General features: G+C 67.1%; 17 protein-coding genes. 9 read left to right on the plus strand and 8 right to left on the minus strand.

Features of this window, described 5'->3' with window-relative positions:
- Positions 1–13 precede the first annotated feature (13 nt).
- From HUA75_RS41310 to HUA75_RS41330, 5 genes are all read left to right on the plus strand, one after another.
- A complete protein-coding gene (locus tag HUA75_RS41310) occupies positions 14–1,009 on the plus strand; it encodes a cation diffusion facilitator family transporter (protein WP_174459178.1) in 996 nt (331 codons plus the stop codon).
- 112 nt (positions 1,010–1,121) lie between these two features.
- Entirely contained in the window at positions 1,122–2,159 is a 1,038-nt protein-coding gene (locus HUA75_RS41315) for a hypothetical protein (protein ID WP_174489558.1), read from the plus strand.
- Positions 2,160–2,185: 26 nt separating this feature from the next.
- Positions 2,186–2,743 (plus strand): 16S rRNA (guanine(966)-N(2))-methyltransferase RsmD, encoded by a 558-nt coding sequence (gene rsmD, locus HUA75_RS41320; RefSeq protein WP_141646024.1) that lies wholly within the window; start codon positions 2,186–2,188, stop codon positions 2,741–2,743.
- A gap of 45 nt (positions 2,744–2,788) precedes the next feature.
- Positions 2,789–3,271, plus strand: coding sequence for a pantetheine-phosphate adenylyltransferase (coaD, locus tag HUA75_RS41325; protein WP_141646023.1), 483 nt, complete (start codon positions 2,789–2,791; stop codon positions 3,269–3,271).
- 51 nt (positions 3,272–3,322) lie between these two features.
- Positions 3,323–4,513: a pyridoxal phosphate-dependent aminotransferase gene (locus tag HUA75_RS41330; RefSeq protein ID WP_141646022.1), complete on the plus strand. Its 1,191-nt coding sequence runs from the start codon at positions 3,323–3,325 to the stop codon at positions 4,511–4,513.
- A gap of 52 nt (positions 4,514–4,565) precedes the next feature.
- On the opposite strand, the gene HUA75_RS41335 is transcribed toward HUA75_RS41330, so the two are convergent.
- A complete protein-coding gene (locus HUA75_RS41335) occupies positions 4,566–5,429 on the minus strand; it encodes a hypothetical protein (protein ID WP_174489559.1) in 864 nt (287 codons plus the stop codon).
- Positions 5,430–5,579: 150 nt separating this feature from the next.
- Here HUA75_RS41335 and carB point away from each other — a divergent pair, with 150 nt between their 5' ends.
- Positions 5,580–8,834, plus strand: coding sequence for a carbamoyl-phosphate synthase large subunit (gene carB / locus HUA75_RS41340; protein WP_141641247.1), 3,255 nt, complete (start codon positions 5,580–5,582; stop codon positions 8,832–8,834).
- Positions 8,835–9,013: 179 nt separating this feature from the next.
- Here the strand turns inward: carB and HUA75_RS41345 are convergent, their stop codons facing one another.
- The 3 genes from HUA75_RS41345 to HUA75_RS41355 form a co-directional block, all read right to left on the minus strand.
- Positions 9,014–9,412: a hypothetical protein gene (locus tag HUA75_RS41345; RefSeq protein ID WP_174459174.1), complete on the minus strand. Its 399-nt coding sequence runs from the start codon at positions 9,410–9,412 to the stop codon at positions 9,014–9,016.
- 302 nt (positions 9,413–9,714) lie between these two features.
- A complete protein-coding gene (locus tag HUA75_RS41350; RefSeq protein ID WP_174489560.1) occupies positions 9,715–11,511 on the minus strand; it encodes an SIR2 family protein in 1,797 nt (598 codons plus the stop codon).
- A gap of 23 nt (positions 11,512–11,534) precedes the next feature.
- Positions 11,535–12,752, minus strand: coding sequence for a type I restriction endonuclease (locus tag HUA75_RS41355; RefSeq protein WP_174489561.1), 1,218 nt, complete (start codon positions 12,750–12,752; stop codon positions 11,535–11,537).
- A gap of 321 nt (positions 12,753–13,073) precedes the next feature.
- On the opposite strand from HUA75_RS41355, the gene HUA75_RS41360 reads away from it, so the two are divergent.
- Positions 13,074–14,231 carry a fatty acid desaturase gene (locus HUA75_RS41360; RefSeq protein ID WP_174489562.1) on the plus strand — a complete coding sequence of 386 codons (1,158 nt, stop codon included), beginning with the start codon at positions 13,074–13,076 and terminating at the stop codon, positions 14,229–14,231.
- Between the two features lie 20 nt (positions 14,232–14,251).
- On the opposite strand, the gene HUA75_RS41365 is transcribed toward HUA75_RS41360, so the two are convergent.
- Together HUA75_RS41365 and HUA75_RS41370 are read right to left on the minus strand one after the other, a co-directional pair.
- Positions 14,252–14,677: a hypothetical protein gene (locus tag HUA75_RS41365; RefSeq protein ID WP_371746314.1), complete on the minus strand. Its 426-nt coding sequence runs from the start codon at positions 14,675–14,677 to the stop codon at positions 14,252–14,254.
- 128 nt (positions 14,678–14,805) lie between these two features.
- Positions 14,806–15,504, minus strand: a complete 699-nt coding sequence (locus HUA75_RS41370; protein WP_371746315.1) for a hypothetical protein — start codon at positions 15,502–15,504, stop codon at positions 14,806–14,808.
- Between the two features lie 1,116 nt (positions 15,505–16,620).
- On the opposite strand from HUA75_RS41370, the gene def reads away from it, so the two are divergent.
- Complete coding sequence (gene def, locus HUA75_RS41375) at positions 16,621–17,235, plus strand: peptide deformylase (RefSeq protein WP_174489563.1); 615 nt, start codon at positions 16,621–16,623, stop codon at positions 17,233–17,235.
- 88 nt (positions 17,236–17,323) lie between these two features.
- The gene (locus HUA75_RS41380; protein ID WP_174489564.1) at positions 17,324–17,965 is read left to right on the plus strand and encodes a glutathione S-transferase N-terminal domain-containing protein; all 642 of its coding nucleotides are present in this window, start codon (positions 17,324–17,326) and stop codon (positions 17,963–17,965) included.
- A gap of 12 nt (positions 17,966–17,977) precedes the next feature.
- Here the strand turns inward: HUA75_RS41380 and HUA75_RS41385 are convergent, their stop codons facing one another.
- Both HUA75_RS41385 and HUA75_RS41390 read right to left on the minus strand, forming a co-directional pair.
- A complete protein-coding gene (locus tag HUA75_RS41385) occupies positions 17,978–18,886 on the minus strand; it encodes a DUF3396 domain-containing protein (RefSeq protein ID WP_141641252.1) in 909 nt (302 codons plus the stop codon).
- The gene (locus HUA75_RS41390) at positions 18,883–19,497 is read right to left on the minus strand and encodes a hypothetical protein (protein WP_174489565.1); all 615 of its coding nucleotides are present in this window, start codon (positions 19,495–19,497) and stop codon (positions 18,883–18,885) included. The genes HUA75_RS41385 and HUA75_RS41390 overlap by 4 nt, the downstream gene beginning before the upstream one ends.
- Between the last annotated feature and the right edge of the window lie 9 nt (positions 19,498–19,506).

Genomic DNA, 19,506 nt, shown 5'->3' on the forward strand with positions numbered 1-19,506 from the left:
ACTTCTCTCTCCCGTGACTACCTCCACTCACACTCGCGGCGGGGCAGGGCATGGGCATGACCACGACCACGGGCATGACCACGGTCATCATCACCATGGGCACGGGCATGGGCATGGCCCCCGGAAGGGTGGGGTGGCGGAGGAGCGACGCAAGGACCGCACGAGGCTCATCTTCGCGCTCGTCCTGACGGCGACCATCGCCCTGGCGGAGGCGGTGGGGGGCTGGTTGACGCAGTCGCTGGCCCTGATGTCGGACGCGGGCCACATGCTGACGGACGTGTCCGCGCTGGGGCTGAGCCTCGTCGCCCTGTGGTTCGCGGGCAAGCCGGCGGACGTGAAGAAGACGTACGGCTACTACCGGATGGAGATTTTGAGCGCGCTGCTCAACGGCGTGCTGCTCCTGGGCATCACCGGCTTCATCCTCTTCGAGGCCTGGGAGCGTTTCCAGACGCCCACGCCGGTGAAGCTGGGGCCCATGGCGGTGGTGGCCACGGTGGGCCTCTTCGCGAACCTGGGCGCGCTGGGCTTCCTGCACCGCACGCACTCGATGAATGTCCGGGGGGCGTTCCTGCACGTGCTCGGGGACACGCTGTCCTCGGTGGGCGTGCTGATTGGCGCGGGCATCATGGCGCTGACCGGCTGGTTCGTGGTGGACGCCATCATCTCCGCGGTCATCTCGGTGGTCATCGTGGTGGGCGCGGTGCGGCTGGTGCGCGACGCGGTGGACGTGCTGATGGAGGCGGTGCCCTCGCACGTGGACATGCCGCAGGTGAAGGAGCTGCTCCTGCGCGTGCCCGGCGTGACGGCGGTGCATGACCTGCACGTGTGGACCATCTCCAGCGGCGTGTACGCGCTGTCCGCGCACCTGGTGGTGCTGGACCCCATGGTCTGCAACAACGACGAGATTCTCTCGGCGGTGAAGCATGACCTGTTCGACAGGTTCGGCATCGACCACACCACCATCCAGATAGAGAGCGAGACCTATGCCCATCTGGGCGAGGTGCATTGAGAGCGGGCGCTCGCCGACCTGCCCTCGTGGGTGGGGGCCGCGTAGCGCAACGGACGCTCCCTCAAGCTTCACCTTGCGCTGGGCCCAGCGGGCGGACGATTCTCCGCGCCCCATGAGCGTGCTGGACAAGGTGCTGTCATTGCGACCCGGCAACACGGTGGCCCGAGTGGGCCCGGGCTCTCGCATTCCGCTGCTCAACCCGCGTGAGCCGCTGCGCGCGCTGGAGCGCTTCCCCGTGGCGCTGCCCTGCCTGCCGGTGCAGGCGAAGGGCGCGCTGCCCGGACTGCTGCGCGCGGCGCGCTCCGAGGACGCGGTGCTCGGACTGGCGTGTCCCCACCCCACGGCGGACCGGGGCGCGGCGGAGCGCTTCGTCGCCGCGGTACACGAGGCCGCGATGGAGGCGGAGCACTCGCGGCCCCTGTTCCTCCAGGCGGGCCCCGTGCGGGTGACGACGGCGGACGAGGACTCGCTCGGTCCGCTGCGCGAGGGCATCTTCCGGGTGGTGGACGCGGGCTTCTCGCTGGTGTCGCTGGACCTGTCGCGGCTGGACTCCTACGCCGCCGTGGAGGCCGTCAACGCTCTGGTGGGCCCCGTGACGGAGCGCGAGCTGTCCCTGGAGCTGAGCGCCCCGGCCCCGGCGAATGGCGGCCTGCTGGACGCGTACCGCACGCTCCTGGAGGGGCTCAAGCAGTGGAAGGTGCCGGTGCGCTTCGTGCGAGTCTCGGAGCGGGACCTGGGCGGCGGCGAGCCGGACGTGGGCATGCTGCGCTCCGTGGTGGACCTGGCCGCGGAGTACGGCGCGGCGGTCTGCGTGGGCGACGTGCGCGAGGGCTTCCCCCGGACGCTGCCGACGTATGTCGCGGCCGGTGCTCGCAAGGTGGACTGCGTGGGCCCCTTCGAGCGGCTCGCGCTGGGCTCCTGGTCCGCGGACATCCGCGCGAGCGTGGAGGAGAAGTCGGCGGCCTCGGGTGTGGCGGCTGGAGAGCTGCTGAGCGTGCTGGAGGACAGCCTGCCGCCCCTGGAGCCGAAGGCGAGGGAGCGACTGGAGGCGCTGTCGTTCGCGGAGGCGTCGGAGGTCTTCGCCGCGCTGGGCGCGGTGGGCACGGGCGGCTCCGTCATGCGCTTCCTCGCGGAGAACCGGGGCGAGTAGCCGCCGCGCGGTGTAGAAGGGCCGCCATGCGAATCGTCTCAGGCTCCGCGAAGGGCCGGGCCATTGCCGGCCCCAAGTCCACATCGCTTCACATCCGCCCCACGGCGGACCGTGTCCGGGAGACCATCTTCAACGTGCTGGGCCAGTTCCTGGACGGGCAGAAAGTCCTGGACCTGTACGCGGGTACCGGCGCGCTGGGCCTGGAGGCCCTGTCCCGGGGCGCGGGGAACGTGGTGCTGGTGGACCAGGACCGGGAGGCCCAGGCCCTCTGTCGGCAGAACACGGACGGCCTGGGCTTCACGAGCCAGGTGGAGCTGCTCGCCCAGCCGGTGGTCCGGGCGCTCGCGTTCCTGCAGCGGCGCAACGAGCGCTTCGAGCTCATCTTCGCGGACCCGCCCTATGCCGCGCGCGTCGTCGAGACGGTGCTGGACGGGGTGACGGGGGCGGCGCTGCTTTCGCCGGGCGGAATGCTCGTGGTGGAGCACGACAAGCGGGAGAATGCCCCGGATGCCCATGCGGGGTTGACCCTGGAGGACCAGCGTCGGTTCGGGGACACCCTGGTGAGCTTCTACCGGGCGCCCTGACCATTGCTTGACCGGCATCCGGGGCCGTTCGAGACTCCCTGTCACATGCCGGTCGCCATCTACCCAGGTTCGTTCGATCCGCTCACCAACGGGCACCTGAGCCTCATTCAGCGCAGCCTGAAGATGTTCGACAAGGTCATTGTCGCCATCGCGGTGAACCCGAAGAAGACCCCGCTCTTCACCGAGGACGAGCGACGCGACTTGATTCGCGACGCCGTGAAGGACCCGAGGGTGGAGGTCGACGCATTCCACGGTCTCCTGGTGGACTACGTCAAGCGCCGGGGGGTGAGCGTCATCGTCCGGGGGCTCCGGGCGGTGTCGGACTTCGAATACGAGTTCCAGCTCGCCAACATGAATCGCAAGCTGGCGCCCACGGTGGAGACTGTCTTCATGATGACCGGGGAGGACTACTTCTACATCTCCTCCCAGCTCGTGCGGGAAGTCGCCTCTTTCAACGGTGACGTCACGGGGCTGGTTCCGCCCAACGTGCACGAGGCCCTGAAGGCGAAGTTCGCGCGGAAGACGTAGCCCCCTTCGCGGCACTTGTCGGGCCGGCGCCGCCGCGCTACGCATTCGCGCATGAAACTCGCCCGTCGGCTCCAGGCCATCAAGCCGTCTCCAACGCTCGCTCTCAACTCCCGCGCCAAGGCGCTCGCGGCCCAAGGCGTGGACGTGGTGGCCCTGGCGGCCGGCGAGCCGGACTTCGACACCCCGGACTACATCAAGCAGGCGGCCATCGACGCGCTGAAGGCCGGCTTCACGAAGTACACGGCCACGGCGGGAATCCCCGAGCTGCGCGAGGCCATCTGCCGCAAGCTGGAGCGCGACAACGGGCTGCGCTTCACGCCGGAGCAGGTGCTCGTCACGTCCGGTGGCAAGCAGGCGCTCTACAACTTCTGCCAGGCGGTGCTGGACGAGGGCGACGAGGTCCTCATCTTCTCGCCGTACTGGGTCAGCTATCCGGACATGGTGCGGCTGGCGGGTGCCACGCCCATCATCGTCGCCACGCGCGAGGAGGACGGCTTCGCGCCGGACCCGGACGCCATCCGCCGCGCGCTCACGCCGCGCACGCGCGCCGTCATCATCAACAGCCCGGGCAACCCCACGGGCGCGGTGTACTCGCGCGCCGCGCTGGAGGGCATCGCCGACGCCGTGCGCGGCCATGACTGCCTCATCGTCACGGACGACATCTACGAGAAGCTCCTCTACACGGGCGAGCGGCTGGGCATCAGCGACGTGGCGCCGGACCTGGTGCCCCGGCTGGTGGTCGTCAACGGGATGAGCAAGGCGTACTCCATGACGGGCTGGCGCATGGGCTACGCGGCGGGGCCCCGGCCGGTGCTGTCCGCGATGCAGCTGGTGCAGGACCAGTCCACCTCCAACGCTTCGTCCATTGGCCAGAAGGCCGCGCTGGCCGCGCTGCAGGGGCCTCCGGACACCATCGCGATGATGGTGACGGAGTACCGCGCGCGCCGGGACTTCTTCGTGGGCGGCCTCAACGCGCTGGACGGGGTGCGGTGCCGGATGCCGGAGGGCGCCTTCTACGCGCTCGCGGACGTCCGGGGCCTCTACGGACGGCCCTACAAGGGCAAGGCCGTGACGGGCTCCCTGCAGCTGTCGGAGATCCTCCTCGACGACTTCCGCGTGGCCGCCGTGCCGGGAGACCCGTTCGGCGCGGAGGGGTACATCCGCATGAGCTTCGCCACCTCGCGCGAGGTGCTCGGCAAGGGGCTTACGCGGCTGGGCGAGCTGGTCCAGGCGCTGCGCTGAAACCCCGGCTTGGCGCCCCGGCGTCCCCCAGAGGGTGTCGCCGGGGTGAGGCTCAATCCGTGTAGGCGAAGGCGCGGTGCTCGTCGCCGTACGGCTTGTAGACGAAGACGCCGGCGCGGCCGGAGAGGTTGCCCACGGCGACCCAGATGTCCTTCATGTTGCGCAGGTCCAGCCCGAGCCGGGCGGGGGCCTTGCCATACTTCTTCTCCATCGCCTCCAGCGTCATCACCTCCACGTCGAAGAGGGTGACCAGGTCTGTGCGCTTGAGGCGCAGCTGCTTCACCCATGCGGCCACCAGCTCCTCGGGTGTGCCGAAGCGCTTCTCCTCGAGCTGGAACGGGTAGAACAGCTCGTTGGCGGTGCTGCGCACGTCGCCCGTCAGCAGGCACTGGAAGAGGAAGCGCGCGCTCGTCTGGATGTCGCGCATCTTCACTTCTGTCGCCGACACCGGTCCCTCATCCGGAACGGGCGGGGGCAGCGCGAGGTCGGCCTTGGGCTGGGCTTGTGGTGGCATGGCGGCCGTCGTGGGCGGCGCCATGGGCTGGGCGGGTGGCGGCGTGGCCGCTGTCGCGGGCTTGGGCGCGGGAGGAGGCGCGGGGGCCTTCTCCGCGGTGGGCCTGGGCGCGGGAGGCGTCGTCTCCGCGGCGGGCTTGGGGGTAGGAGCCTTCTCCACGGCGGGCTTGGGCGCGGGGGGAGGCGTCGTCTCGGCGGCGGGCTGGGCCGGGGTGGGCGCGGCCTCGACGGGCTTGGGGGTCGGGGCGGGAGGGGACTCGGCCTTCACGGGGGCCGAGGAGGCGGGCGCCTGGGGGGCGGGCTCCTGGGCGGGCGGCGCGGCGGCGGGCTCGGGAGTCTCCGGCGCCTGGGCGAGCGCGGGCGCGGAGAGGGAGAGGATGAGGGCCAGGGACCAGCGACGCATGCGACCTCCGAGGACGGGCGGAGCGTAGCAGAGCCTGGGCACCGGGCGTCTGGGAGTCGGCTGTGGAAACCGGGCGTCCGGGCGGACGGACGTCACGTGCCACATAACATCCGTGCATGCGGAGTCAGACGTTGGTATTGGGGCGCCCCGATGCCTAAGCGTACCGATATCCGCAAGGTTCTGGTGATTGGCTCGGGCCCGATTGTCATCGGCCAGGCCGTCGAGTTCGACTACTCCGGTACTCAAGCCATCAAGGCTCTCCGGGATGAAGGCGTGGAGGTGGTGCTGCTCAACAGCAACCCCGCCACGGTGATGACCGACCCAGAATTCGCCTTTCGCACCTACATCGAGCCCATCACCGTGGAAGTGGCGGAGCGCATCCTCGCCGCCGAGCGGCCGGACTCGCTGCTGCCGACGATGGGAGGTCAGACGGCGCTCAACCTGGCCAAGGCCCTGGCCGAGCAGGGCATCCTGGAGAAGTACGGGGTGCGCCTGATTGGTGCCTCGCTGGAGGCCATCAACAAGGCGGAGGACCGGAAGCTCTTCAAGGCGGCCATGCAGAAGATCGGCGTGGCGCTGCCGAAGAGCGGCTACGCGACGACGCTGACGGAGGCGATGGCGCTGGTGGAGGAGATTGGCTTCCCGGCCATCATCCGCCCCTCGTTCACGCTCGGCGGCACCGGCGGTGGCATCGCGTACAACCGCGAGGAGTTCGAGAGCATCTGCCGCTCGGGCCTGAAGGCGAGCCCCAACTCCACCATCCTCGTGGAGGAGAGCGTGCTCGGCTGGAAGGAGTACGAGCTGGAGGTGGTCCGCGACACGGCGGACAACGTCATCATCGTCTGCTCGATTGAGAACCTGGACCCGATGGGAGTGCACACGGGTGACTCCATCACCGTGGCGCCCGCGCAGACGCTGACGGACCGCGAGTACCAGCGGATGCGGCAGGCGTCGCTGGCCATCATCCGGGAGATTGGCGTCGAGACGGGTGGCTCGAACATCCAGTTCGGCATCCATCCGAAAGATGGCCGCATGGTGGTCATCGAGATGAACCCGCGCGTGTCTCGCTCCAGCGCGCTGGCGTCGAAGGCGACGGGGTATCCCATCGCGAAGATCGCCGCGAAGCTGGCGCTGGGCTACACGCTGGACGAGCTGCGTAACGACATCACCCGTGACACGCCGGCCTCGTTCGAGCCGACGCTGGACTACGTGGTGGTGAAGATTCCGCGCTTCAACTTCGAGAAGTTCCCGCACGCGGACCGGACGCTGACCACGAGCATGCGCTCGGTGGGCGAGGTGATGGCCATTGGCCGGACCTTCCCCGAGGCGTACATGAAGGCGCTGCGCTCCATGGAGTTGGGGCGGGTGGGGCTGGAGCCGCCCGAGCTGCCCGTGGAGAAGGAGGAGCGCGAGAAGGTGCTGCGCGAGGCGCTGCGGATTCCGCGCCCGGAGCGGCCCTGGTTCGTGGCCCAGGCGTTCCGTGAGGGCCTGACGGTGGAGGACGTGAACGCGCTGTCCAACATCGACCCGTGGTTCCTGCGCTACATCGAGATGCTGGTTCGCGAGGGCCAGTCCATCCAGGAGTACGGCCGGTTGGATCAGCTCCCGGACGAGGTGCTCCGGCAGGCGAAGGCGCACGGCTTCTCCGACAAGTACCTGGGCAAGCTGCTCGGCTACCCGGAGGAGGAGGTGCGGGCGCACCGGCACGCGCGCAACATCCGTCCCGTGTTCAAGCGGGTGGACACGTGCGCCGCGGAGTTCGAGGCCTTCACGCCGTACCTGTACTCGACCTACGAGGAAGAGGACGAGGCGCCGCCGACGGACCGCCAGAAGGTGCTCATCCTGGGCAGCGGGCCCATCCGCATCGGTCAGGGCATCGAGTTCGACTACGCGTGCGTGCACGCGGCCTTCGCGCTGCGCGAGGCCGGGTACGAGACGGTGATGGTCAACTGCAACCCGGAGACGGTGTCCACGGACTACGACACGTCGGACCGGCTCTACTTCGAGCCGCTGACGATTGAAGACGTGCTGGAGGTCTCGCAGCGCGAGAAGCCGGTGGGCGCCATCGTCCAGTTCGGCGGCCAGACGCCGCTGCGCATCTCCGTGCCGCTGGAGAAGGCGGGCCTGCCGATTCTCGGCACGTCGCCGGACGCCATCGACCGGGCGGAGGACCGCGAGCGCTTCAGCACGCTCATCGAGAAGCTGGGGCTGACGCAGCCGGAGAACGGGGTGGCGCGCAGCCACGCGGAGGCGTTCAAGGTGGCCGAGCGCATCGGCTACCCGGTGATGGTGCGTCCCTCGTACGTGCTGGGTGGGCGCGCGATGGAGACGGTGTACGACGCGTCCAGCCTGGAGCGGTACATGCGCGAGGCGGTGAGTGCGTCTCCCGAGCATCCGGTGCTGATTGATCGCTTCCTGAAGGACGCGATTGAGGTGGACCTGGACCTGGTCGCGGACCGGACGGGTGCGGTGATGATTGGCGGAGTGCTGGAGCACATCCAGGAGGCGGGTGTGCACTCGGGTGACGCGGCGGCGACGCTGCCGCCGCACTCGCTGCCGCCGGACCTGGTGGAGCGGATGAAGGACCAGGCCATCGCGCTCGCGCGGGAGTTGGGCGTGGTGGGCCTGATGAACGTGCAGTTCGCCATCCAGGGAAAGACCATCTACATCCTGGAAGTGAACCCGCGTGCGAGCCGCACGGTGCCGTTCATCTCGAAGGCCACGGGTGTAGCGATGGCGAAGATCGCCGCGCTGTGCATGGTGGGCAAGACGCTGAAGGAGCTCAACGCGACGCAGGAGCCGGAGATGCGGCACGTGGCGGTGAAGGAGAGCGTGTTCCCCTTCGCGCGCTTCGCGGGCGTGGACGTGATTCTCGGGCCCGAGATGAAGTCCACGGGCGAGGTGATGGGGCTGGCGCAGGACTACGCGACGGCCTTCGCCAAGAGCCAGTTGGCGGCGGGGGTGAAGCTGCCCAAGAGCGGCAAGGTGTTCATCTCGGTCAAGGATGACGACAAGCCGGCGGTGGTGGACCTGGCGCGGCGGCTGCGGTCCATGGGCTTCTCGCTCATCGTGACGGCGGGGACGCACAAGTACCTGGCGACGAAGGGAATCGACGCGCAGGTGGTGCAGAAGGTGAAGGAGGGCCGGCCGAACATCGTCGACAAGATTGTCGACGGGGAGATTGTGTTGGTCATCAACACGACCTTCGGCAAGCAGGAGATCTCCGACAGCTTCTCCATCCGCCGTGAGGCATTGATGCACTCGGTGCCGTATTACACGACGGTGCAGGCGGCGCGCATGGCGGTGGGCGCGTTGGAGGCGCTCAAGCGCACGGACCTGGATGTGAAGCCGCTGCAAGAGTACCTGGGCATCACCAGCACGGTGCCGGGAAAGACTCGGCGGTAGGACGCGCTTCGGGATGTTCCGAACGGCCCCGTTCCCCCGTGGGAGCGGGGCCGTTTGCGTGGATGCCTCCGCGCATCGGCTCTCCCAAGCGGGTTTTAAAGGCAGAGTCCGTCTAGCGGAGTTTGGCTGGCTGAAAGACAATCGTGGGGTATGCGGCGCTGAGGGCCGTGGAGTTCGGCTCAACGCGCCCGTGTGAAGGTCAGTGTCAGCGAGTTGATGGCAGGAGACATGGACACGGAGATCGTTCCTACCTTGAGCTCTTCGCGCGTCAGGGTATGGCTGAGCGTCGCGACCTCGTCGTCGAACAGGGTGTCGATGTCGAAGACCTTGATTTCAATGGGGTGGGTGAGCAGCAGCTCCGCCGACACGCTGCAGCCGCCCGTGGTCCACTGAGGAGTCAGGCTGGAGATCTCGGGTGTGCGAGTGACCAGCGGTTCGCCGCCAGGATTCGGACAGCGAAGCTCGACGACAACGTCGGGGACGGAGCCGTCCAGGTCCCAGTCGCTGTCGTCAGTCGGGTCTCGGGGAGAGAGGACTGCCTGGGTGGGTTGGATGGCGATGAGAGCGGCGGAGTCCACCTCACACTCACGGCGCTCGACATTGCAGGTGGTCAGGCCGAGGCATGCCGAGCAGAAGACACCACTGTTTCCGCATGCGCTCGTGGCGGTGCCCGCGATGCAGGTGGTGCCCTGGCAGCATCCCGTGCATGAGTCGGGTGTGCATTCCACCAGGGGAAGTGGCACGGGGTCGGAGGAGTCTCCGCAACCGCCTTCGTCTGCTCCGATGAGTAGCGTTGCCAGGACGACGACGACCAGGGTTCTGTACATGGATGGATTTGAAGAGGAAGAGCTTCGTTGAAAGTTTGAGACTTGGTGGGACGTCAGGGCCCCCAAATCGCCTGACGGCCGCTCTCCTCGAGATTGAGGAGCAGGACCCTTCGTCCATCGTCTGTCCTGGATCCGATGGTGACGATTCGCTTGAAGGGGATGCTGACGACCTGATTTCTGTCCGCAGTGGCCCTGGGCGACATGACGACATTGACCGGACGGCCCATGTCCAGCGCCTTGGCAGTGGTCGGTTGCACGTAGCCCACCAGGCAGAACGCGTCGCCCTGGAGGTGATGAATCTCGAACGCTTCCGCCGAGGACTTCTCGAGGATTCTGGCCGAGCGCAGCAGATAGGCTTGGTCCAGGGACACGAATGCGTAGCTTCTGTCGGGCATCTCCGACGTTTGGATTCCCTGGGGACTTCGCACCAGGAGCCTGACTCGATTCTGCGTTCGCAATGCCTCCAGGGTAGCGGGCGGACCGAAGGGGACTGGGGCGAGAGTGATGGGGCTCTCGGTACGTGGCGGAGGTGCGACCCTGGCGGGTTGCCGGACGACAGGGTCGAGCCCGGTCCCAGGCCGGTCTCCTTGAGGGCTTCGTTCAGGGGCACGCGTCACCCACTCATGGCCCAGGGTTCCCACCACCCCGACCAGTGCCAGACTCGCCAGGAGCCGGGCTGTGTGTGGCCGGGACTCAGGAGGAGGCGTCGCTTCTTTGGCTGCCTTGACCGAGCGCGCCTTGCGGGGACGCTTCACCGTAACTTCAGGCGCGGGACTGGGCACGGAGGGCGCATGGGGAGGCGCGGGCAGAACGGCTCCCCGGTCGCCTATCGTCGGGCTGGACGGGGCAGGTGGTGCTGAAGCGACGATGGGGAGGGCGGGCCGAGTCGAGGCGCCCACGCGACGGTCCATGGCGTCATGTAGGGCCTTGAAAAGCACGTGGCAGTTGATGCCTCCGTACTCGCGAAACCACCCGCGGCCATAGAGCGAGCTGATGCTTGAGAAGAGCCGCTTGTATCGATGTTGTATCTCTTCCGGTTTTGACTCGTAGAAAGCCCAGACGATGTCGACATTCGCGAGGGTGTCGTAACCACACTCCGCGAGGGCGCGAGTGATGATGTCGTCCCATCCTCCGTACCCGACGACGAGGAGCGTGTACTCGCGAAGGAGCGTGTGGATGGAGGCTTTGAGGTGGTTTCGCTCCTGGGTCAACTGAGCCTTGGTGTGGAGCGTATCCGCGCCGTTCCAGTATCCGTGCAGGTGCACGATAGCGTGGTCATCGCTTTCGGTTCTGACCGCATCCAGGCGCCCGTCCGCATGAAGGATGGTCTGGGAGACTCGGCCGCCGGCCTGGCGAATGGCGATGGTGAGCAGTGGGTCGAAGTTCGTGGTCAGGATGGGCCCGAAGCGGTCGCGATGTGCGACGACCAGCCTGCCGAGATCCCGCGTTGCCGCTGGAGGGGCCCATCCGGGCGTGTCCCGATCAAGCTCCTGATCGGGCCGTACGCCGCTGGCGGCTGGGTCGAGCCGCGATTGAAGCACGGCCTCGCGGACGACCTGGTTGACGGTCTGCTGATCATGCCACTTCAGCAGGAATCGCATGGCGTGCTGGTACTTCTGGGTGCCGTCATCCTGGGCGATGGCGGCCTCGAACTTCGCCTGGAGTTCGGTGCCGACTGCCCGTTGGGCGAGCTTGAGCATCTCGGTGGTGCCGGGGACTCCAGGGGCCCCGGGCTTGTCTGCCATGGACAGGGCAGATCCCACGAGAAGCGCGATCTTCTTGCGCCCCATGCTCAACGCGTAGACGAGTGCATCAAGCGATTCCAGTCGTTCAGTGGATTCTGCTGACATGTGCGGTGCGCTGCTCCGACGCTTCAGGCTCCGGAAGCGGATTCGGAGGTGGAGCCACCTCCGTCGACGGGGGAGCTGCTCTGGCGCCGTGCCTCTTCTTCATAGGCGACCAGGACCAAGGAGCGGAGCTTCTCGATGTCTGTGGCCGCATTGAAGTAGACGCGGCTCTTGCCGATGCCATCCGGCGCCGACTCGACCTCGAAGCCAGGGGACAGCATCGCGGCCTGCTCCAGCGGGAGTCTCGTCACCAGGGACTTCTTCTTCCCGTTGGTGAAGGCACGCAGGAACCAGGACGTCACCTTGCCCAGGTTGATGCCGAAGTAGGTCGTCGAATCCTTGTAGCTGATGGATTGCCTGAGCGCGGATTCGGAACACATGCGCTGGACGATCCGGAAGATCTCCAGTTCCACCTCGGTCGTCTCGACCTGGGCGACGCCGGGTGCTTCGCTGGCCTCCGCGGCGCGCTGGAGGGCTTCCGCCGGAATCGCCGTGACGGTCGGCGGGGGAGGCGAGTTCTGGGCGATCTCCTGCTGGATGGACTTCGTCATCATGTCCAGCAGGGTCGTCTGGATGGACTTCTTGACGATGGGAACGAACCGCTCGACGACGCTGCGCGTGACGCGCCCCGAGACCAGCTCGACCTCGGCCAGTAGGAACCGGACGAAGCTCTCCGAAGGGTTTCGGAGCAGCTCGTTGATGAGTGCCGTCACCTTGCCCACGAAGATGATTTCCTCTGCGTGGCCCTGGATGGATGTCGCGTCGAAGAACTCCTTGGTGAAAGGACGGAGCAGCTCCACGTCCCGGTCGGTGAACGCGAGGACGTTGAACTCCAGGAAGGGCACCGCATCCATCACATTGGGAGACTGAAGGTCGGTGAAGAACCGGTAGCGAATGCCATTCGTCACCACCCCGATGCGCACGGAAGGCGTGGCATTGAAGTAGCGGGCGAGTTGGCCATCATGGTCTTCCGGAGCGGCGTCCGTGGCCTTGCACTCGATGAACAGGGCCGGCTGCCCTTTCAGGTGCAGTGCGTAGTCGACCTTCTCCATGACGCCGCCGCGCTTCTTGGCGAAGTCCGCGACGTATTCGGGCTGCGTCTCCGTCGGGTCGTAGATGTCGTAGCCGAGTGCCTGGATGAAAGGGAGGATGAGGGCTTGTTTCGTGGCCTCTTCGCCCTTGATGAACGCCTGACGCTTCCGGACCTGCTCCGACAGCAGTCGCAAATCCTCACCAAGGCCCATGTCATTCCCCCAGAGTCCGCGTGGCGGGTCGCCACGGGAGGCTGACGCTAACGCAGCGCGCTCCCGATTCCCAAACACCTGGCATCATTGTGTCTGGCGTCAAGGTCGGCATTGACACCTCATTGCGGTTTGACCCTCCACAGCGGTGGATTGCGGTGAGGCGGGAGAGCTTCTGTCTTCCTGCCATAGGGTCAGGCCCCACACGGTAGGTGCAGGCTCGGGCAGGGTGGTCGGAAACGCTTCCCGGGGCCCCCTCTGGCGGCTACCGTTGACGCGTTGCTCCGTCCCCCCGTCTGACGCCTCGTCCGAGGAGCCCGCCGCATGTCGTCGTCCTTGCCCCCCGCCTTCAATCCCGCGTCCGTGGACGTGGAGGGTTTCCACCGAGAGTTGAAGGCGTTGCGGCAGGAGCTCGACGCGAACCTGGGGGAAGCGGACGCGAAGCATCTTCGTAAAATCGAGCGCTGGGGCCGTGTGGGCACGCTGCTGGGCATCGCCACCTGCTGGCTGGCCCCCAATCCGTTCAGCGCCGCCGCGCTCAGCCTGGGCCGCTCCACGCGCTGGCTCCTCATGCACCACGTGGGACACCGGGGCTATGACCGCGTCCCGGGCCTGCCCGCGTCACGCACCGGCAAGGGCTTCGCCAAGGGCGGCCGGCGCTACCTCGACTGGCTCGACTGGATGCTGCCCGAGGCCTGGGTTTTCGAGCACAACGTCCTGCACCACTCGCATACGGGCGAAGACGCGGACCCGGACCTCCTGGAGCGCAACGCCGAAGGCACGCTGCGCAACCCGTCCCGGCCCCTGGCGCTGCGCTACATCCAGCTCACGCTGCTGGCGCTCACCTGGCGCGCCTCGTACTACGCGCCCGAGACGCTGAGCGCCCTGCGCCGCAAGGGCCGCCGTGACGGTGGGGCCCTCACGGGAGCCGAGTGGAAGGAACTCCTGCTCCAGTGCTACCTGCCGTATGCCGCCGTCCAGTTCGTACTCTTCCCCGCGCTGTTCCTCGTCATCGGCCCGTGGGCCGCGTTCAGCGCGTTCTGCAACTCGTTGATGGCGGACGTGCTCACCAGCGTCCACACCTTCCTGGTGGTCGGTCCCAACCACACTGGCGAGGACCTGTACCGCTTCGACGACAAGCCCGCGAACAAGGGCGAGCGCTACGTCCAGCAGGTCATCGGCAGCGCGAACTACCGGACGGGCGGAGACCTGAACGACTTCGCGCACCTGTGGCTCAACTACCAGATTGAGCACCACATCTGGCCCGACCTGCCGATGCTCAAGTACCGCGAGGCGCAGCCGAAGGTCCGCGCCCTCTGCGAGAAGTACGGCATCCCCTACGTGCAGGAGAGTGTCTGGACGCGCGTGCGGAAGATGGTCGACGTGGTGGTGGGCAAGGCCTCCATGCGGAAGCTCGCGCCTCGTGAGCGCTCGGAAGCGCCCGTTGACGCCGAGGAAGTGCTCCAGGCCCACGTGGCCTGAGGGCCGTGCCCGCCAGCACGTCAGCCCGGTGATGCGCGGCGCTGCCTGGGGAGCGCGCGCCGGACCAGGGTCTTCTCGGGGACGCTCTCTTTGTCCTCGCGGCTGAGGACCTCGACGTCGACGACTCGGGCGCCATCCGCGGAGGCAGGGGGGCCGAGCGTCACGACCAGCACCCGGTACGCCTCCTCCAGCCGCTTGTGCAGCTTGATGAAGTTCACCTGCGCGGTGCCGGGCATGTCCTCGGTGTACGTGAAGTACCAGCGCAGCTCGTCCAGGTTGCTGTAGTACCGGTCGATGACGGCCTGTTCTTGCTCAGGAAGGTGGATGAGCTGTTCGAACGCGCCGTCGGCGTAGCGCGAGGCGATGGTGTCGAGCAGCGGCTCTCGACTGCGCAGGCGCGAGAAGAGGGCGAACATCTCGTCACGTCGAGCTTCCAGTCGGCGCATGATGCCGGCTGCGTCCATTGCAAGCAGGTTGCGGACGCGATCGGCTATCTCATCGGCCTTCTTGCGGCGAGCCATGGCCGCACAGCCTAGTCCCCCCGCCCGAGTCGAGCCAATGGGGGGCCGCTGGGTCAGTAGACTCGCAGGAGCCTGGGCTGACAGACGAAGCGCGGGTTGCGGAAGTCGATGACCTCGATTTCGCCCGTGGTCTCCTCGAAGCGGCCCGCCAGGAGGCCCGCGGCCACGGCTGAGGCGACGTAGAGGCTGTCCTGTCCCTTGAGCTCCTTGAGCTTGCGGAAGTAGACGACGCGCCCCTCGACGGACCAGAGCGTGTGGATGCCAGTGGCCTTCACGCCTCGCGCCCCATCGGGAGGAGCACCGAGCTTCGCGAGCGAGAAGGGCACGCCATTCAGCACGAAGGCGTCGTAGGCCGGATTGCCGCTCAGCGTCACGAGCTTCGCGTCACGCAAGGTGCCATCCGAGTCCTGATGCAACTCAAGGGTGACGATGAGCTTCGCCCCTCCACCGCCCGCGAGCTTCTGCATCTCGTCGCCCGCCTGGACGCGACCGCGCAGGCCCTCCATCGAATAGTCGCCGGAGGAGTCGCCCAATCGGTTCTGGAGGGCCTGGAGTTGCTCTGACCCGGTAGGGGCGTTGGGGGTGGGGCCGCCCGGGTTGCCCGTGGCTCCGTAGTTCTTCGATTGCGAGGCCCAGGAGGTCTTGGCCTGATGGAGCAGGCTCGTGCCCGGGAACACCGGAGCGTCCTCGAGGCCCTTCTCGAGCGCCTTGCGCAGTCGACTGAAGTACGGGTCGATCAACCCGTTCGCCACGCGCAGGGTGGCCTGTTGGTCGTCGATGACGCCTTGTACTCGGCCACTGACACGCCCGCGTTCCTCGGCGGCGAGGGCTTCGCGCGATGGGCCTGCGTCTCCGGGGCGAAGGGTGCGCCCGCTCTGAATGGGGATGCCCGAGGGCCTAGAGTCGCCTCCGGGCGTGAGAAGGGAGGGCAGGGGAAAGAGGTGGTCCGCCGGACGACGTGGCCCGCGAGGAGCGGTCTCTCCGGCGAGCAATCCCATGGGGGTATCCGCGTGCCGAAAGTCGGGCTCGTCGCGCGCGGCGACAGGAGGCGGGGTGTTGTGCGGAGCGGCACTGGCCTCCGTGGGGCCCGTCGCGAGAGGGAGTGCCTCGGGTCGCGTATCGAGGGGACCCTCGGATGGGGCTGTCGTCGGGGAGCCACGTGCAGCGGTCGGGTGGGACAGCTCGTCTGGAGATACGGTCTCGGGCGCCTGTTCTTGCCCCTCGGTCACGGCATCGGGCGGTGTTCCGGGCCGCGAGGCGACGCTGTTGGAGGCCGCTTCCGGGGGCTGGGCTGAGGCTTCAGCGTTCTCGCGAGCAGGAGGAGGGGGCTCGGCGGGCGAAGGCTTGATGGGGGGAAGGGAGGGCCGCTGTGGCGTCGTCGATGGGGGTTGGTTCGCGGGTGCGGGAGGCTCGGCTCGCGGTGCGGTGATGACCTCCACGAACACGGGAGGCGGGCGCGAGGGAGCCGGTGAGGGACGCACAGGCGGCGTCTCGTCCCAAAGCAGGGCGAGCAGGGCCGCGTGGATGACGAGTGAGACCAGGGCGGCCCACCCGAAGCGCCGAAACCGCTGCATCGCGACTCCCACATTCCCTGGCAAGTTCCACGGGTTGCCGCCGTGGGGGCTTCCAGAGCCGGCCCTCTGTCCTCGAAAGTCTACCCGGCTTCAATTCCCGGGTCGCGAGCCCTACGGAAGAGAGGCTTCGGGATTGCGTGCCCACGCGTTCCCGCGGACTGGAGTCGTGTGATGCAGAACGCTTCCTGTCGTGACGCGTGGCTGTTCAGGTGTGCGGGAATCGTGGCGGGTTGATGGCCGACAGGTCGCGCTTTCGATTGAGGTCGTCGTGAGGGGCCCTGCTACGCTTGCGTCATGGTGCTCAAGATCGTCCAAGCAGGAGAACCCGTGCTTCGGCAGAAGGCGCGAGACCTGACGCCGGAGGAGATTGGCAGTCCCGAGATTCAGCGGCTCATCGTGTTGATGCGCGACACGATGCGAGATGCGCCAGGAGTAGGACTCGCTGCGCCGCAGGTCGGTGTGGGCCTGAGGCTGGTGGTTGTCGAGGACCGGGCCGAGTACCAGGCCGGTGTGTCGCCCTCGGACCTGTCGGACCGGGAGCGGACGCCGGTGCCATTCCACGTGCTCATCAATCCAAAGTTGACGGTGGAAGATGCGACGCCCGCCGAGTTTCATGAGGGCTGCCTGAGTGTCGCGGGCTTCGCGGCGCTCGTGGCTCGGGCGCGAGGCGTGCGGGTGGATGCGCTGGACGAGCAGGGCAGGCCGGTGACGATTCGGGCGACGGGGTGGTACGCGCGCATCCTCCAGCACGAGCTGGACCATCTGGATGGCACGCTCTACGTGGACCGGATGGAGACGCGCAGCTTCGCGACGGCGGAGAACCACCGGCGCTACTGGGCGGGGCGCACCACCGCCGAAGTGCGGGCTGCCCTCGGGTTGGCACCGGGGTGCGAGAAGTCGTCGACCTGACCGGCTTTCATCGGGGTGGGTGCTCCCCTCGGCCTGGGTGTGGAGTTGTCGCTGGCAGTTGGTTGCTCGTTGGCTCGGAGGAACACGGATGACTGTCGCGCGCGAAGACGTCACCACGCCTGTCATTATCGGCCGCTCGAGTTCTCACTTCACACGCATCGCGCGGATGTTCGCCGCGGAGCTGCGTGTCGACTACTCCTTCCGTGTCCTGCGAGACCTCCTGTCCTCGAATCCGGAGGACTACGGGGGCAACCCCGCACTGCGGATTCCGGTCATGCAGACGTCCCGAGGAGTCTGGTTCGGGGCGCTCAACGTCTGCCGGGAGCTTCGTCGGATGTCGAGCCTCACGCCTCGCGTGGTCTGGCCCGAGGACCTGGAGGCGCCGGTGCTTGCGAATGCGCAGGAGCTCGTACTTCAGGCCATGTCGACGGAAGTGACGCTGATCATGTCCAAGCTGGGGGGCACGGGAGAGAGTGCCCATCAGTCGAAGATGCGAACGGGGCTGGTCAGCATGATGTCGTGGCTGGAGGAGAACACGGCGCCGGTGCTTGCCGCGCTTCCACCGGATCGGGACCTGAGCTTTCTGGAGGTCACGCTCTTCTGCCTCGTGAAGCACCTGGAGTTTCGGGAGGTCTTGCCGACGGCCTCCTACGAAGAACTCAACGCATTCTGTCAGCGGTTCGAGACGCGAGCCTCCAGCCAGGAGACGACCTTTCGTTTCGACACGTGAGTTCGGCGTGCCTCAATCGAGGAAGCGACGCTCCCATCGAAGCAACTCGTCCGCGGGGAGTCCGAGGCTGTAGGGATGTTTCTCGTGAAAGAGCCAGGGCTCCAGGACGCGGGCCAGCTCGCGGTATGCGGGCAGGGTGTTGTCGTGCAGGGTGTCACCGGCCTCGGGCCAGGAGCCCAGGGTGATGATGGCGCTGTCTCCGGGAAGGGCGTCGACGGTGGTGCCTGGCGCGCGGAGTTGCTCACGGAGTGCCGACACGCCACCAAGGCCCGCGAGTGCCGGCTGGCCGAGGAAGGTGAGCCAGGAAGGTCCTCGCACGCGGGTGCCGAGCTCCCAGGAGACGTGCTCTAGGGGAAGCAGGTCGAGCCCTGGGTAGCGAAAGCACCCCTTGCGGACCTCGGCCACCATCCCGGCGACATCGAGTTCACCATTGAAGGCGAGGCCCACATGCCCCGAGCAGAACGGCAGGAGGTTCGCGAGCTTGAGCGCCAGTTCTCGCACTTCGGCGGGACCGTGCTGCTCCAGGTATTCGGTCGGAAGCCAGCAGCGCATCGCGCAGACAGGGTGGCGTTTTTCAGGGCCTAGCGTGGCGTCGTGCGGTTTGCCGAAGTACTCGAACCGGTATTGATAGCGTCCGTCTTCAGAATCGTGCAGCAGGAGCAGCGGCGCTTTTCGTTCGAGCAGCTTCGCGCGGACGAATGACCACTCCTGTTCTGTCAGGTCAATCCATTCGCCATCCTCGCTGGCATATCTCCCGATGGCGTTGGGGCCGACCGCCTGCAGATACGCCTCCATTGCCGCGACGACCGCTTGAGCAATCTCCTGATGAGGGTGGTCCATGAAGAAAACGAGGCTCAACCCTTCGCGCACCAGAAGGAGCTCGCCATATGTGAGGCGAATCCGCGGGTAATGATCACTCATGGCAGAATTCCCCAGCGAGGAAGGACTCGTGCGGCAGGGGCACCCAAGGCTTCCTCATAAATCGCCTTCTGAGTCAATTCTTCGTATTCGTGGCCTACGGGGTACTCGCTCCACGGTGTCACGTTCGTTGCGATGCAGGGAAACTTGAAGTCGTAGATGGCATGGGCGCTGAGTGGATCTCCGTTGTGGATGACGAGATCGGGAACCAGTGTTCCCTTCAGCTCATTGCCGCAGCCCGATTTGAGGAGACCGCGAGCTTCTTCCTCGCTGACCATCGCGAGAGCCCTGCGTGATCTGTCGTAACGGTAGCGCTGCTCGCGGCTGAAGCCTCCTGGGATAATTTTCTCCAGCGCCGCTTCACTACAATCGAGTGCCACGCGATGCATGAGGCACCCGAGCTGCATGGCCAGGGTCATGCGGCGGTTGGATGCTTCGTCGATGCGCGACTCATTGCACTCGCTGCGCGTGGGGGCCCGTCCGCCCCGGTGTTCGAGAAGCACGGAGGAGCGAGCCTGGTCCGCGCACTCCTTGAGGCGCTCCTCGATGAGCGCCTGGGTGGCGGAGTCGAGCACGCGAATCGCGGCGGCGGCGGTCCGGGTGGCGGAGACCATGGCCTGAAT

Origin of the sequence: Myxococcus sp. CA040A (genome assembly GCF_013336725.1) — a bacterium.
GTDB lineage: Bacteria > Myxococcota > Myxococcia > Myxococcales > Myxococcaceae > Myxococcus > Myxococcus llanfairpwllgwyngyllgogerychwyrndrobwllllantysiliogogogochensis.

What these genes read in the sequence shown, in the direction of transcription:
- HUA75_RS41385 (WP_141641252.1), bottom strand. Translation starts at nt 18,886, where the DNA reads ATGAGTGATCATTACCCGCGGATTCGCCTCACATATGGCGAGCTCCTT.
- def (WP_174489563.1), top strand. Translation starts at nt 16,621, where the DNA reads ATGGTGCTCAAGATCGTCCAAGCAGGAGAACCCGTGCTTCGGCAGAAG.
- HUA75_RS41360 (WP_174489562.1), top strand. Translation starts at nt 13,074, where the DNA reads ATGTCGTCGTCCTTGCCCCCCGCCTTCAATCCCGCGTCCGTGGACGTG.
- HUA75_RS41355 (WP_174489561.1), bottom strand. Translation starts at nt 12,752, where the DNA reads ATGGGCCTTGGTGAGGATTTGCGACTGCTGTCGGAGCAGGTCCGGAAG.
- HUA75_RS41330 (WP_141646022.1), top strand. Translation starts at nt 3,323, where the DNA reads ATGAAACTCGCCCGTCGGCTCCAGGCCATCAAGCCGTCTCCAACGCTC.
- HUA75_RS41315 (WP_174489558.1), top strand. Translation starts at nt 1,122, where the DNA reads ATGAGCGTGCTGGACAAGGTGCTGTCATTGCGACCCGGCAACACGGTG.
- HUA75_RS41335 (WP_174489559.1), bottom strand. Translation starts at nt 5,429, where the DNA reads ATGCGTCGCTGGTCCCTGGCCCTCATCCTCTCCCTCTCCGCGCCCGCG.
- HUA75_RS41390 (WP_174489565.1), bottom strand. Translation starts at nt 19,497, where the DNA reads ATGGTCTCCGCCACCCGGACCGCCGCCGCCGCGATTCGCGTGCTCGAC.
- HUA75_RS41380 (WP_174489564.1), top strand. Translation starts at nt 17,324, where the DNA reads ATGACTGTCGCGCGCGAAGACGTCACCACGCCTGTCATTATCGGCCGC.
- coaD (WP_141646023.1), top strand. Translation starts at nt 2,789, where the DNA reads ATGCCGGTCGCCATCTACCCAGGTTCGTTCGATCCGCTCACCAACGGG.
- HUA75_RS41365 (WP_371746314.1), bottom strand. Translation starts at nt 14,677, where the DNA reads ATGCGCCGACTGGAAGCTCGACGTGACGAGATGTTCGCCCTCTTCTCG.
- rsmD (WP_141646024.1), top strand. Translation starts at nt 2,186, where the DNA reads ATGCGAATCGTCTCAGGCTCCGCGAAGGGCCGGGCCATTGCCGGCCCC.
- HUA75_RS41350 (WP_174489560.1), bottom strand. Translation starts at nt 11,511, where the DNA reads ATGTCAGCAGAATCCACTGAACGACTGGAATCGCTTGATGCACTCGTC.
- carB (WP_141641247.1), top strand. Translation starts at nt 5,580, where the DNA reads ATGCCTAAGCGTACCGATATCCGCAAGGTTCTGGTGATTGGCTCGGGC.